Below are 13,432 nucleotides of genomic sequence, written 5' to 3'. Positions count from 1 at the left end.
GTAAATAAATAAGCATATATTTACATTTTATTTAAATTTGATTTCCTATGAAAATTGCTGTAGTTGGAACCGGTTATGTCGGCTTAGTAACAGGAACCTGTTTTGCCGAGGTTGGTATAGATGTAACCTGCATTGATATTGATGCAAGGAAAATAGAAAATCTGAAGAATGGCATTCTGCCAATCTATGAGCCCGGCCTGGAGGAAATGGTGTTGCGCAACACCAAGAAAGACCGACTGTCTTTTTCCACCGATTTGGCTGCAAGCGTACAGGGTTGTGATGTAGCCTTTATTGCCGTAGGTACACCTCCCGGAGAAGACGGTAGTGCCGACCTGAAATATGTGTTGGCTGTAGCCCGCAGCATCGGGCAGAACATGCAGGACTACATGGTAGTGGTAACAAAAAGTACCGTGCCGGTTGGTACCGCCAGAAAAGTGCGCCAGGCAATTGAAGCGGAACTGGAGATGCGTGGGGTAGATATTCCATTTGATGTGGCATCAAACCCTGAATTCCTGAAAGAAGGCGCCGCGATCGAAGACTTCCTGAAACCAGACCGTATTGTGGTTGGCGTTTCTTCTGAAAGAGCAGAGGAAGTGATGACGAAGCTTTACAAGCCTTTCCTGATGAATGGTCACCCGCTTATTTTCATGGATGTTCCTTCTGCTGAAATGACCAAGTATGCCGCTAATGCCATGCTTGCCACTAAAATCAGCTTTATGAACGATATCGCAAACCTGTGCGAAATTATGGGTGCCGATGTAAACATGGTGCGCAAAGGCATAGGCAGCGATGTGCGTATTGGTAATAAGTTTATCTATCCGGGTATCGGATACGGCGGTTCCTGTTTCCCGAAAGACGTAAAGGCGCTAATCAAAACAGCTACCGAAAACGGCTACGAAATGCAGGTGCTGAAGGCGGTGGAGAGTGTAAACGAAAACCAGAAGTCCGTGCTTTTCAATAAAATCAAGAAGCACTTCAACGGCGACCTGGCCGGAAAAACCTTTGCTGTATGGGGCTTGTCGTTTAAACCAAAGACAGATGACATGCGCGAAGCACCTTCCCTGGTCATCATCAATAAGTTACTAGAAGAGGGCGCACAGGTGCGTGCCTACGATCCGGTAGCCATGAAAGAAGCAGAACATACGCTGGGCGATTCTATTTACTATGGTAAGGATGAGTACGAAGCGCTTATCGATGCCGATGCCCTGTTGCTGGTTACAGAGTGGCCTGAGTTTAAGGCGCCTAACTTTAATGTTGTAGGCAAGTTAATGAAAGATAAAGTCGTGTTTGATGGCCGGAATATTTATGATGCCGTTGAACTGCGGGACAAAGGCTTTATCTATTATGGAATCGGAGTAAAGCAAAATGTTGAGCAGGTAGATACTGCAGTATAAATAATTATGTCAAGACAACGCGTATTAGTTACAGGAGGCGCAGGCTTCCTGGGGTCCCATTTGTGTGACCGGTTTCTTAAAGAAGGATATCATGTAATTGCGATGGATAACCTGATAACAGGTAACCTGAGCAATATTGAGCATCTTTTTAAGGAGAAACATTTTGAATTTTATCACCATGATGTTTCCAAGTTTGTGCATATTCCGGGCCGCCTGGAGTACATCCTGCATTTCGCATCGCCGGCCAGCCCGATTGATTATCTGAAAATTCCGATCCAGACCTTAAAAGTAGGGTCGCTGGGGACGCATAACCTGCTGGGCCTTGCCAGAAACAAAGGCGCCCGCATGCTCATTGCTTCTACTTCTGAAGTGTATGGCGACCCACTGGTACACCCCCAGACAGAAGATTACTGGGGGAACGTAAACCCGGTTGGCCCGCGTGGCTGCTACGACGAAGCAAAACGCTTCCAGGAAGCCATGACAATGGCTTACCACATGCACCATGGTTTAGAGACCCGCATCGTGCGTATCTTTAATACCTATGGCCCGCGCATGCGCCTGAACGATGGCCGCGTATTGCCTGCCTTCCTGAGCCAGGCACTTCGGGGCGAACCTCTCAGTATTTTTGGCGACGGTTCTCAAACAAGGTCTTTCTGCTATGTAGATGACCTGGTGGAAGGTATCTATCGCCTGCTGTTGAGTGATTATGCGTATCCGGTAAACATCGGCAATCCATCTGAAATTACGATAAAGCAGTTCGCAGAGGAAATCTGCAAGCTAACCGGTGTAGAACTGAAGTTAGAATACCAGCCACTGCCAAAAGACGATCCGCAGAAGCGTCAGCCTGATATTACCCGGGCGAAGGAAATACTGGGCTGGGAGCCAAAGGTAGACCGTGCTGAGGGTTTGCGTAAAACATTGGAGTATTTCAAAGAGAATCTTCATATTGAGCCTAAAGAAGCGAGAACGTTTTAGTTTTTATACTTGCAATAGCAAAGGCCCGGGTTGTAATATCCCGGGCCTTTTGCATTACAGGTCATCTTTTAGAAGAATATCGCGCAAGCGTTCCCCGCTTTTGCCATCGAATTTATACAGCCAGTCTTCTGTGAATTTTGGTTTATTGGAAAGTTGCTGTTGATGGAGCTTGTCAATGTGTTCCAATGCCCAATTAAGTTCATTCAGGTTATACACAGGGTAGGAAACACCGGCTTCAATAAAAGGCTTCGAAACATTCAGTTTGCCAGCAGGGTGGTTTTCGAAAGTAATTAATGTGGTGTGAGGCATTGCCGCAAAAGGCATCAGATAGGTTGAATAGAAGCTCATTACCAGAGATACACTACTACATAGTTTTCTTATTTTTTCATCGTCTACTAGTTCCACACCAGTAACGTTTTCCCACAGAGCCAGGTCCTGAACAGGATGGGGTTTTACTAAAAGGTTAAAACGGTGTGCTGTTACTATTTTTGCAAGTTTTTTAACAAAAGCCTTTTTAAATGTTGTTGTCCACTGTAGCAGGTGGTGTTCGGCCAGAGGCTGATCAATAAATAAAATGATTTTTTGTGGTGTTGCAGGTTTGATATGTGCCAGCTTATCAAAATAGGGTACTCCTATAAAGAAGACTTTATGATCTGGTGATAGTTGATCGTATTGCTGGTGTACCTGAAATACTTTAGGACTGAAGGATATATAATAGTCGGTAGTGCGTTTTTTAGAAGGCAGACGTATGAATGTTTCCAGATAATTGTGTTTGCTTCGGATAGAGATGAATTCTTTTACGAAAGCGGCGTCTTCTGCCGAAAAGCCACGGATGCTGTTTTGGAGAAACAGGCGTGCTTTAATTCTTGATCTTAGGTTAAGCAGAAGTTTTGCCAGGTTGCGGATCTTTCTGAAAGATTTCTGGTGGAGTTCAGGGCTATTGCTAACATTATAACCAATAGCATAATCGGCGCGCATGCCATGTTCCAGATGAAAAGTTGGAATACCTGCATTTTTGCAAGCAATGTTCAGTACCAGCGCATGATACGTGTCAATGTATAAAAAAAGGACTTTGTCAGGGGCTAATGCTGATAACAATGTCTGTGCACTCCTGTAGTCAGACCAATAAACCGCCTGGCCATATTTCTGGTAAGCTTTGTGCTGCTCTTCAGTGGGTGAAGAAAAAAACAGGAACCGAAAATCGCAGCTATCTTTCGCCTCTTTAAGCAAAAGCAGGTAGTCCATTCTGCAATAGTCGCCGATAAATAGTATTTTTGGTTTGAAAGGCATCTTACAAGGTTACGTGATTTACCTCTTAACAGCTAAAGATGAAAAATAGCAGGAGAAAGCCTGTTCGGAGTGTGGCTATTGTTGCGCCGGCTATTGCACGTGAAGGTATAACGAAACAAGTAGCGAATCAAATAACAGGCCTGCAGCAGGAAGGAATACGTGTTTGCTTAATTGTGTTGGCCGAGTCTGATGTGGGTATATTAGCAGAATACGGAGTTTCTGTAGCACAACTGCCTGTGCTGCAACTGTATCAGCCAACAGCTTATTTATCAACGGGAGCCTTTGTTAATGCTATTAGACTAGTTGGTAGGATAGAAAAATTTCTTGAAGAGCATAAGATAGCTGGCGTTGTTGCCCATGCACCTTATACACACTTTGTCATGCGTCTGGTTAAGTTAACGGGATACAAATTTCTGCTTGTACAGTATTTTCATGGCCTGCAGTATAGCGAGTATCCTGTTACTACCTGGAGGCGACGAATGGTGAATGATTTGAACAGGTGGTTGGGAAGGCGCTTTGATAATTGCCATATTTCGGTATCGGAAGCTGTTAAGCAGGAAATTATGACCAACCTTTTCCGGCATCAGGAACATAAAGTGATTTATAACAGTTTGCCTGTCTCTTTCTGGAACGATAAAGCAGAGGAGCACTGGCAGCAGGTACGACAAGTAATTCGGTCGGTAGCCGGAAGGTACCTGGTGCTGATCCCGAACAGGATTGATTATAACAAAGGACAGCTTTTCTTTTTGCAAGTGTTGGGCAATTTTCTGCATACTAGTGGGGGGGCTTTTGCTGATATAGCTGTTTTTGTGGTTGGTGATGGTCCACAGCGAAGAGAGTTGGAGTTGCAGGTACAGTCGATGGGATTGAGTGATATCGTGAAAATAACCGGAGCGTTGCCTAATGCCGTTGTGCAAAAGTTCATGCTGGAAGTTCAGTTGGTCGTAGTGCCTTCCTACTGTGAAGGCTTTTCTCTTTCGGCACTTGAAGCCATAAGCAGCAAATGCCTTCTTCTTGCTTCTGATACGGGAGGGCTGAAGGAGGTCGTACGCGATGGTGACACTGGATTCCTGTTTAGGACTGGTGATAAAAAAGACTGCTTGGAAAAGCTGACTTATCTCTACCACAACCGGCATAAAGTGCTGCTTAATTACCAGCTAATGGAGGATGATCTGAAAAATAAGTTTTCTGTAAAAAGGCATATAAATCAGCTTTTGGAGGTGCTTGAGGTTTGAGTAAACGTGTGGCAAAAAGAATCCTGTTTTTATGCTACTGGTCGCTGAATGATGGGCTTACTAAAGCTACTGTGTTCCCGCGGCTGCGTGTGCTGCAGCATCTTAGTGATGTTGTTGAAGTGGTGTTGATAACGGTAGAACGTGAGCCTTTTGCAGGTAAGGTTGCGCTGCCCGCTGAGCTGAATAAGGTCGTGCATCAGCCATTAATATCCAAACAGTATGGAATTAACATCCTGACCAAGATCAGCGATTTTATTCATTTTCCTAAAAAGCTAATGCAACTGGTAGAGCAGTATAATATAAGCGTAATTTTGGCTCATGGTGCACCTGCGGGCGCGCTTGCTTATAAAGTATGGCAAAAAACACAAACCCCTTTTTATGTAAGTTCTTTTGAGCCCCACGCCGATTATATGCTGGAAACGGGTGTGTGGAACAGGTGGGGGTTAAAGTATCTGTTTCAGAAACGTTGGGAAGAACTGCAGAAGAAGTGGGCTGCAGGATTGATGCCTGTGGCAGAAAATTATAAAACAAGATTAGTACAGGAGGGAGTTGCTCCTGAAAAAGTATCAACGGTGCCCTGTTCGGTTGACTTTAGATCAATGGAATTCAGCCGGACGCAACGTGACAAGATTCGAAAGCAACTGGGGTGGCAACATGCGCTAATCGGCATTTATGTAGGTAAATATGGCGGCTTATATTACCAGGAAGAGGCTTTCAGAATGTATAAGAAGTGTTTTGAGCTGATTGCTGACTTCCGGCTCATCATCCTTTCGCCGCAGGAGAACGGGGAAATTACGCAGCTCTTGCAACAACAGCATATAGATCTTGCTAAGGTTGTTGTAACTTCCGTTCCGCATCATGAAGTGCCTGCGTATCTTTCCGCCGCCGATTTTGCTTTTGCCACTTATAAAGCTAATCCTGCGGCAAAATATCTTTCTCCTATCAAAATAGGCGAATACTGGGCCAGCGGCTTGCCGGTGCTCCTGACTGAAGGTGTGGGCGACGATAGCGACATTATTAAAGCAGAAGGTGGTGGTGCTTTGTTTAATGTGCAGGTAGAGGGGAGTGTGGAGCAGGCCATTGGAAAGATTCAGGTAATACTGAAGGACCCGCAGCACCGGGAGCAAATTCCGGAGCTTGCCAAAAAATACAGATCCCCTGAACGCATAAAGGAAGCTTATGAATACATTTTTGCCAGGCTGGAGGGGGAGTCATGAGCGTGTTATTTGTAGTGCCCTATCCTCCCGGGGAGGCGGCGTCGCAACGGTTCCGGTTTGAGCAGTATTTGCCGTTGCTGCACCGGCAGGGCATCCCTTACCGCTTCTCCGCTTTCTGGAGCCTTTCTGCCTGGAAAATTCTGTATCAAAAAGGGCAAGGTATCCGGAAAGCTTTGGGGTTATTAAAAGGATTTGCAGGAAGAGTACTCCTTTTGCCACAGCTTTTCCGGTATACCCATGTTTTTATTCACCGTGAAGCGACGCCGCTTGGCCCTCCCTGGTTTGAGTGGCTGGCTGCGAAGGTGTTCCGGAAAAAAATAATTTATGATTTCGACGATGCCATCTGGCTGGCCAGCACATCGGGGGAAAGTAGCCTGGCAACCCGCTTTAAATGGCATCGGAAAGTGGCGGGCATCTGCTCCTGGAGCTATAAGGTCAGTTGTGGCAACAGTTACCTGCAAGCCTTTGCCTTGAGGTATAATCCCGCTGCCACGGTACTGCCCACTACTATTGATACAGTGCACCTGCACAACAGACTTAAGGTTCACAAACCCGGAAAAGTGACCATCGGCTGGACCGGCACTCACTCTACACTGCCTTACCTGCAGCTTATAGAGCCGGTACTCCTGCAACTGGAACAGCAGTTTGAGTTTGATTTTATAGTAATTGCCGATAAACAACCCCGGTTGCAGCTGAAGTCGTGGCGGTACCTGCCCTGGCGAAAAGAGACAGAGGTGGAAGATCTGCTGCAGCTTGATATCGGCCTGATGCCCCTGCCGGATACGGCGTGGGCAAAGGGCAAGTGTGCTTTTAAGGCGCTGCAGTACATGGCGCTGGGCATTCCGGCTGTGGTGTCGGGGGTGGGTGCAAACGTAGCTGCTGTGCCGCATGAAGTGGCCGGTTACTTATGTTACGCAACGGCCGATTGGTACACTTACCTGGAGCGGCTGATCCTGCATCCGGAGCTTCGGGCTACGCTTGGGGCCCAGGGGAGGGCACATGTGCAGCAGCATTATTCAGTAATGGCCAATGAAGCTGCTTTCCTGGATTTGTTTAAGTAAATCAGCAGAGGCTGTGGTGGCAGGGGCAGAAGTGTTTTATCGGCTTAATTCGATCGTAAAACGCTTCTGCACCAGCCACCACAGCCTCTGCTCCTTTATAATTGAGATGGGGTCGGGCCCGTTCGTTATCAGATCTTTTTATTTGCTTTTAAGAAAGCGCGGGCCTCTTTAAAGTTATCTGATTTTTTCTCGGAATTGTTGATAACAATGGTGTAGTAGCGCTTTGCTTCTTTCAGGTCTTTTTCCTGCTCGGCAATGCGGGCCAGGTTAAGGAAGGAATTCAGGTAATAGCCGGAGTCGCGTTCTCCGGTCATCTCGGCATACTTTATCACGTCGCGGTAATACTTCTTTGCTTTTGTAAAATCGCGGTACTTGTTCTGGTTGATATAGCCCAGAATATAGGAGGCGTAGCGGCCGCCGACGGCCTCGTAGCCAGGCTTGTTTTTCTCTAGCTTGTCCAGCAGGTCCAGCGATGTATGTTCAGCCATGGTAAAGTGCCCCTGCACGAACAGCAGGCGGGCATAAAACCGCTGGAAATACGCGTTATCCGGATACCGGATGGCCAGGTCCTGTGCAACGCGCAGCGCCTCTGCCAGGTTGCCTTCTTCGCTGTAGATCTTCATGAGGAACAGCTTGGCTTCGGTGGCGGTATAAAAACCATTGTTGGCAACGTAGCGGAGCTGCTTTATGCCCAGCCGTTTGTCGCCGGACGGGAAGAACAGCAGTACCGGGCGGAGCATTTTATAGTTCTCGTGTATCCAGATGGAATAGTAGTTGAACAGCGACTCGCCGAAGAGGAACTCTGGGCTTAAGCCGTTGCCGGATTTTGCCTTTTCCATGTATTCTATGGCGTTTTTGCTGGCGACAGTGGCTTTACGCCAGTTGCTGCGCTCCGAGTGCAGGCGGGCTTCGAACCCATGCGCTGCTGCCAGGAAGAAAGCAGCCTCAAAATTCTTTTCGTCTTTTTCATAGATTCTCTCTGCTTTCTGAATGGTGGTATCCATGTAGGCAAAGAAAAGGTCGTCGTACTGCAAGGTCTGGATGTTGGTTGGTACAATTTTCCACCACTGGCTGAGGCCCATGAGGAAGTAAGGCATCGGGTGCTCGGGGTAGCGGCGGCGCAACGATTTAAACTGCTTCTCGGCACGCTCATACCGGAAGTTGTACATATTGGTTACTGCCCCTTCCAGTTCATCTTTAATGTCTTTGTTTACAAGCAGCATGCCTTTAATATTGCCTTCGGGCAATACCTCTACCTCGCGTATCATGATTTCTGCCATAGACGAATCAGGCTGTGCCTGCTGTTCCTGGGCTTGAGCAAGAAAAGAGAGAAAGAGGCTGAGAGTAATTAAAAGGAATCTATTCATGTAATATAACAAAATTCAGAACGATCAGAATTATAACGTATAACTACCTGCCAGAATTCCCGGCAGTAATAAATGTACAACAAATATGTTAATTTTGAATTCCATCAAAGGAAAATAAAAATATGACATTACTGGAGCAACTATGTCAGGTACATGCCCCGTCCGGCAACGAAAAAAAGCTCGCGGCCTTTTTGATAAACTATATAGAAACGCATAAAGTTCAGTGGAGGTGCCAGCCCCGGATTATTATGGGGGAAGATTTTCAGGATTGTATTTTGCTGGTATTCGGTAAACCCAGGGCTGCCATCTTTGCACACATGGATTCTATTGGCTTTACAGTCAGGTACGGAAAGCAGCTGGTGCCCATTGGCGGGCCGGACACACAAACCGGTTATAAGCTGGTGGGCGAAGACAGCCAGGGGCCAATTGCATGTATCCTGGAACATGACGAAGAAACGGATGCACTGTCTTATCATTTTGAGCGGGAATTAGAACGGGGAACAGAGCTAACATTTGCCTGCAACTTCCGCGAGACGGCAGATACCGTGCAGTCCTGTTACCTGGACAACCGGCTGGGCGTGTGGAGTGCGCTTAAAGTAGCCGAAACCTTAGAGCACGGCGTGATTGCCTTCAGCAGTTGGGAAGAGCACGGGGGCGGTTCGGTGGCGTACCTGGCCAAGTATATTTATGAGCAGTTCGGGGTACGCCAGGCGCTTATTTCCGATATTACCTGGGTTACAGAGGGTGTAAAAGCGGGCCAGGGTGTTGCTATTTCGCTCCGCGACAGCCTGATTCCCCGCCGTTCTTATGTGCAGAAGATTGTTGAAATTGCGAAGGCATCAGGTATCCCGTACCAGCTCGAAGTAGAGGGGGCCGGCGGCAGCGATGCCAAAGAACTGCAACGCAGCGCCCACCCCTGGGACTGGTGCTTTGTAGGTGCACCCGAAGACAATGTGCATACCCCGGACGAGATCGTGCATAAAAAAGACATCGAGAGTATGGTTGCGCTTTACAAAGTACTGATGGAGCAGTTGTAAATGCTTATGCAGAAATGAGTTAAAGGCGCAATGGGTATCCGGCTTTTCTTTTTAGGGCAAAAAAACTGCCAGAGTTCGTGTATTTATTGATTTCACTGGTTGGAGAACGAAAGATTCAATAACAAAAGTTGTTGAAAATAGTGATCATTCTTACTTACAAAGGTTAGGAAAATTGAGAAGAATCTGCTTCCTTTAATATCTCTATATAGTAAGACGTAAACCATTAAATTCTCTTTATGGAATCAATTCTGTACGCTATTCCCGCTTTTGGAATCGCTGCCCTGATTTACACCTTTTTCAGGTCGGCGTGGGTAACGAAGCAGCCACATGGAAACGAGCGCATGAGCACCATTGCGAAGCACATTGCCGATGGCGCTATGGCTTTTCTGAAAGCAGAGTACAAAGTGCTGTTTTATTTTGCTGTTATAGCATGTCTTTTCCTGGGTTACCTGGGCCTTACCGGGGAAAAATCGCATTGGTCTATTGTTGTTGCTTTTGTGATAGGAGCCTTTTTCTCGGCGCTGGCCGGTTTTATTGGGATGCGTATTGCTACAAAGGCGAATGTGCGAACCGCAGAGGCTGCCAGAACGAGTTTATCAAGGGCACTAAGCGTGTCGTTTGCCGGTGGATCCGTGATGGGGATGGGAGTGGCAGGTCTGGCGGTGCTGGGGCTGGGGTCTTTGTTTATCGTGCTTTACTATGTTTTTGTGCAGAGTGTTGGTGCAGGCGCGAATGGCCTGGAGATGGAGCGGGCGCTGGAGGTGCTGACCGGTTTCTCGCTGGGTGCCGAAAGTATTGCCCTTTTTGCACGTGTGGGCGGTGGTATCTATACAAAAGCCGCCGACGTGGGTGCCGACCTGGTAGGTAAAGTAGAGGCTGGTATCCCGGAAGACGATCCGCGGAACCCTGCCACCATTGCCGACAACGTAGGCGACAACGTAGGCGACGTAGCCGGTATGGGAGCCGACTTGTTTGGCTCGTATGTGGCAACTATCCTGGCAACAATGGTGCTCGGGCGTGAAGTAGAGGTGCAGGATAATTTCCAGGGCCTGTCCCCGGTAATTCTTCCCATGCTGATAGCCGGTCTGGGCATCGTTTTCTCGCTGATAGGAATGCTGTTTGTGCGTGTAAGCGAGGGTGGTAATGTGCAGGCTGCCCTGAACCGCGGCAACTGGATATCGGTAATCCTGACAGCCGTAGGCGCTTATTTTGCCATCCGTTGGCTGCTGCCGGACCTGCTGGTGCTGCGCAACTTCGAGTTTACTGCAAACGGGGTTTTTATGGCTGTAATAGTAGGTCTGGTGGTAGGTACGCTTATGAGTATCATTACAGAGTATTATACGGCAATGGGTAAAAAGCCTGTCAATTCTATCGTGCAGCAGTCGTCTACAGGGCATGCTACCAATATTATTGCCGGTCTGGCTGTTGGCATGCACTCTACGGTTATGCCCATTATTGTACTGGCAGCCGGTATTGTGCTTTCGTATGCAGCAGCAGGTTTATACGGTGTAGCGATAGCCGCAGCCGGTATGATGGCGACCACCGCCATGCAGTTAGCCATCGATGCCTTCGGGCCTATTGCCGACAACGCAGGTGGTATTGCCGAGATGAGCGAGCTACCGAAAGAAGTGCGTGGCCGTACCGATATCCTCGATGCTGTGGGTAACACGACTGCTGCCACCGGTAAAGGTTTTGCCATTGCCTCGGCAGCCTTAACCTCCCTGGCCCTGTTTGCCGCCTTTGTTGGGATTGCCGGTATTCCGAGCATCGACCTGTACAAAGCGCCCGTGCTGGGTGGCTTGTTCATTGGCGCAATGATTCCATTTATATTTTCGGCACTGGCGATTGCAGCAGTAGGCCGTGCGGCTATGGCCATGGTACACGAAGTTCGCCGGCAGTTCCGCGAGATTCCGGGTATCATGGAAGGAACCGGGAACCCGGAATATGAAAAGTGTGTGGCCATCTCTACAAAAGCTGCCATCCGGGAAATGATGCTGCCTGGCGCTATTGCCCTGATTGTGCCGCTTATAGTCGGTTTTGGCTTCCGGAATGTTTTCCCGGATACTTCTTCTGCCGAAATTCTGGGAGGTTTGCTGGCAGGTGTAACCGTTTCGGGTGTATTGATGGCCATGTTCCAGTCCAACGCCGGCGGTGCCTGGGATAACGCCAAAAAATCTTTTGAGAAAGGAGTGGATATTAACGGGAAGATGGAATATAAAGGCTCCGATGCCCATAAAGCCTCTGTAACAGGCGATACCGTTGGCGATCCGTTTAAAGATACCTCGGGCCCCTCTATGAACATCCTGATCAAGTTGATGTCGATCATGTCGCTGGTGATTGCGCCGCATATTGCCCTGGACCAGGAGCCTCCTATACCGGAATCGCCACTGGGTGCAACGGAGGTGGAACAAAAAGCACCCGAAAGAGTAGGTGCCGGTGCAAACCCGGAAAAAACAGTAGTGGCTTTCTAACGGTTTGCCTTGCTTCACGAGCCCGACTAATTTAGTTGGGCTTGTTTTTTATATGTAACTTTGTCTGTCTAACTAACGCTCCAAAATCATGTATCCCCGCACGATTACGCTTAACGATTGCCAGTTTAAAACTTACCTGTTCGAAGAAGAAATTATTGCCCGGATAACCATGCTGGCAGATCAGTTGAACACAGATTATGCCGAGAAAAGGCCGCTGTTCCTGGCTGTCCTTAATGGTTCCTTTATGTTTGCTGCCGATCTGATGAAACGGATCGGTGTTTCCTGCGACATCGCTTTTATTCGTTTGTCGTCTTACCAGGATATGGCCAGTACAGGTAAAGTGAAGGAAATACTTGGTTTAACCGAGAACCTGGACGGGCGGCATGTGGTGGTGCTGGAGGATATCGTAGACACCGGCCATACGGTCAACAGCCTGCTGCAGCAACTGCAGCAAAAGAATCCCGCTTCGTTAGAGGTGGCTACGCTGCTGCTTAAGCCGGAATGCCTGCAGCACAAAATCGATATAAAATATGTGGCCAAAGCTATCCCAAATGATTTTGTAGTCGGATATGGCTTAGACTACAACGGACTGGGGCGAAACCTGCGCGATATTTACAAGATTGTTTCCTGAGGCAAGAATAAAAAAAGATTATTTTATATTTGAAATGGATTTTTATATATAAATTTGTTGTTTGGTAAAAACAGAATCCCGTAAAAAAAATTTAATTCAAATAATTTTATACTTAGTTTTGTCTTAATTTTCATTTAAAAGATATGCTCAACATTGTTTTGTTTGGTCCTCCAGGAGCCGGAAAAGGGACACAAAGTCAGAAATTAATCGATAAGTACAACCTGATACATCTTTCGACCGGAGACTTGCTCCGTTCGGAGATCGCCGCCGGTACTGAACTGGGGCTGAGAGCCAAATCGCTGATGGATAACGGCCTGCTGGTGCCGGACGAAGTGGTGATTGGCATGATCGCCAACAAAGTGAAGGAGCATAAGCATGCCAAAGGCTTCATCTTTGATGGTTTCCCGCGCACCGTACCACAGGCACAAGGCCTGGATAAGCTGCTGCAGGAGCACGATCTTGAAATTTCCGGTATGCTTGCCCTGAAGGTAGACGATGAGGAACTGACCAAACGCCTGTTGCTGCGTGGCCAGACTTCAGGCCGCCCCGACGACCAGAACGAAGATCTGATCCGGAAGCGTGTGCAGGAGTACAACAACAAAACGACCCCGGTAGCCGATTATTACAACGGCCAGGGCAAGTTCCAGGCAGTAGAAGGTATAGGCGAGATCGAAGAGATTTTCCAGGAACTTTGCAAGCACATAGATGCGCTGCTGGAAAAAGAAGAAAAAGAAGACAAAGCGTAATTTCTATA

11 protein-coding genes are annotated in these 13,432 nt (G+C 47.7%); 9 read left to right on the top strand and 2 right to left on the bottom strand.

What is annotated here, in order from left to right; genetic code table 11:
• Nucleotides 1-47 precede the first annotated feature (47 nt).
• Nucleotides 48-1,394, top strand: coding sequence for a UDP-glucose dehydrogenase family protein (locus tag DCW36_RS20755; protein ID WP_114781670.1), 1,347 nt, complete (start codon nucleotides 48-50; stop codon nucleotides 1,392-1,394).
• Nucleotides 1,395-1,400: 6 nt separating this feature from the next.
• The gene (locus DCW36_RS20750) at nucleotides 1,401-2,369 is read left to right on the top strand and encodes a UDP-glucuronic acid decarboxylase family protein (RefSeq protein WP_114781669.1); all 969 of its coding nucleotides are present in this window, start codon (nucleotides 1,401-1,403) and stop codon (nucleotides 2,367-2,369) included.
• Between the two features lie 54 nt (nucleotides 2,370-2,423).
• Here the strand turns inward: DCW36_RS20750 and DCW36_RS20745 are convergent, their stop codons facing one another.
• Nucleotides 2,424-3,659, bottom strand: a complete 1,236-nt coding sequence (locus DCW36_RS20745; RefSeq protein WP_114781668.1) for a polysialyltransferase family glycosyltransferase — start codon at nucleotides 3,657-3,659, stop codon at nucleotides 2,424-2,426.
• A 38-nt stretch (nucleotides 3,660-3,697) separates the two neighbouring features.
• Here DCW36_RS20745 and DCW36_RS20740 point away from each other — a divergent pair, with 38 nt between their 5' ends.
• Genes DCW36_RS20740 through DCW36_RS20730 form a run of 3 tightly spaced genes read left to right on the top strand, consistent with a single transcriptional unit; the run spans nucleotide 3,698 to nucleotide 7,172 of the window.
• Nucleotides 3,698-4,894, top strand: a complete 1,197-nt coding sequence (locus DCW36_RS20740; RefSeq protein WP_114781667.1) for a glycosyltransferase family 4 protein — start codon at nucleotides 3,698-3,700, stop codon at nucleotides 4,892-4,894.
• Between the two features lie 8 nt (nucleotides 4,895-4,902).
• Nucleotides 4,903-6,111, top strand: coding sequence for a glycosyltransferase (locus tag DCW36_RS20735; RefSeq protein WP_164891205.1), 1,209 nt, complete (start codon nucleotides 4,903-4,905; stop codon nucleotides 6,109-6,111).
• A complete protein-coding gene (locus DCW36_RS20730) occupies nucleotides 6,108-7,172 on the top strand; it encodes a glycosyltransferase family 4 protein (protein WP_114781665.1) in 1,065 nt (354 codons plus the stop codon). The genes DCW36_RS20735 and DCW36_RS20730 overlap by 4 nt, the downstream gene beginning before the upstream one ends.
• A 128-nt stretch (nucleotides 7,173-7,300) precedes the next feature.
• Here DCW36_RS20730 and DCW36_RS20725 read toward each other — a convergent pair whose 3' ends face one another.
• Nucleotides 7,301-8,452, bottom strand: coding sequence for a tetratricopeptide repeat protein (locus tag DCW36_RS20725; protein WP_240676260.1), 1,152 nt, complete (start codon nucleotides 8,450-8,452; stop codon nucleotides 7,301-7,303).
• 209 nt (nucleotides 8,453-8,661) lie between these two features.
• Between DCW36_RS20725 and DCW36_RS20720 the strand changes: the two genes are divergently transcribed.
• The 4 genes from DCW36_RS20720 (at nucleotide 8,662) to DCW36_RS20705 (ending at nucleotide 13,424) form a co-directional block, all read left to right on the top strand.
• A complete protein-coding gene (locus DCW36_RS20720) occupies nucleotides 8,662-9,576 on the top strand; it encodes a M20/M25/M40 family metallo-hydrolase (RefSeq protein WP_114781663.1) in 915 nt (304 codons plus the stop codon).
• Between the two features lie 236 nt (nucleotides 9,577-9,812).
• The gene (locus DCW36_RS20715; protein ID WP_114781662.1) at nucleotides 9,813-12,047 is read left to right on the top strand and encodes a sodium-translocating pyrophosphatase; all 2,235 of its coding nucleotides are present in this window, start codon (nucleotides 9,813-9,815) and stop codon (nucleotides 12,045-12,047) included.
• Between the two features lie 88 nt (nucleotides 12,048-12,135).
• A complete protein-coding gene (gene hpt, locus DCW36_RS20710; protein WP_114781661.1) occupies nucleotides 12,136-12,678 on the top strand; it encodes a hypoxanthine phosphoribosyltransferase in 543 nt (180 codons plus the stop codon).
• Between the two features lie 143 nt (nucleotides 12,679-12,821).
• On the top strand, nucleotides 12,822-13,424 hold the full coding sequence (locus tag DCW36_RS20705; protein WP_114781660.1) for an adenylate kinase: 603 nt from the start codon (nucleotides 12,822-12,824) through the stop codon (nucleotides 13,422-13,424).
• The last annotated feature ends 8 nt before the right edge of the window (nucleotides 13,425-13,432 follow it).

The organism is Botryobacter ruber (genome assembly GCF_003347595.2).
In the GTDB taxonomy this organism is placed as follows: Bacteria; Bacteroidota; Bacteroidia; order Cytophagales; family Hymenobacteraceae; genus Pontibacter; species Pontibacter ruber_A.
Note: the sequence above shows the minus strand (reverse complement) of the source record. Positions and strands in the feature narration are given on the sequence as shown.

Coding starts and splice junctions, on each gene's coding strand:
- DCW36_RS20755 (WP_114781670.1), top strand. CDS start 48: ATGAAAATTGCTGTAGTTGGAACCGGTTATGTCGGCTTAGTAACAGGA.
- DCW36_RS20750 (WP_114781669.1), top strand. CDS start 1,401: ATGTCAAGACAACGCGTATTAGTTACAGGAGGCGCAGGCTTCCTGGGG.
- DCW36_RS20745 (WP_114781668.1), bottom strand. CDS start 3,659: ATGCCTTTCAAACCAAAAATACTATTTATCGGCGACTATTGCAGAATG.
- DCW36_RS20740 (WP_114781667.1), top strand. CDS start 3,698: ATGAAAAATAGCAGGAGAAAGCCTGTTCGGAGTGTGGCTATTGTTGCG.
- DCW36_RS20730 (WP_114781665.1), top strand. CDS start 6,108: ATGAGCGTGTTATTTGTAGTGCCCTATCCTCCCGGGGAGGCGGCGTCG.
- DCW36_RS20725 (WP_240676260.1), bottom strand. CDS start 8,452: ATGGCAGAAATCATGATACGCGAGGTAGAGGTATTGCCCGAAGGCAAT.
- DCW36_RS20720 (WP_114781663.1), top strand. CDS start 8,662: ATGACATTACTGGAGCAACTATGTCAGGTACATGCCCCGTCCGGCAAC.
- DCW36_RS20715 (WP_114781662.1), top strand. CDS start 9,813: ATGGAATCAATTCTGTACGCTATTCCCGCTTTTGGAATCGCTGCCCTG.
- hpt (WP_114781661.1), top strand. CDS start 12,136: ATGTATCCCCGCACGATTACGCTTAACGATTGCCAGTTTAAAACTTAC.
- DCW36_RS20705 (WP_114781660.1), top strand. CDS start 12,822: ATGCTCAACATTGTTTTGTTTGGTCCTCCAGGAGCCGGAAAAGGGACA.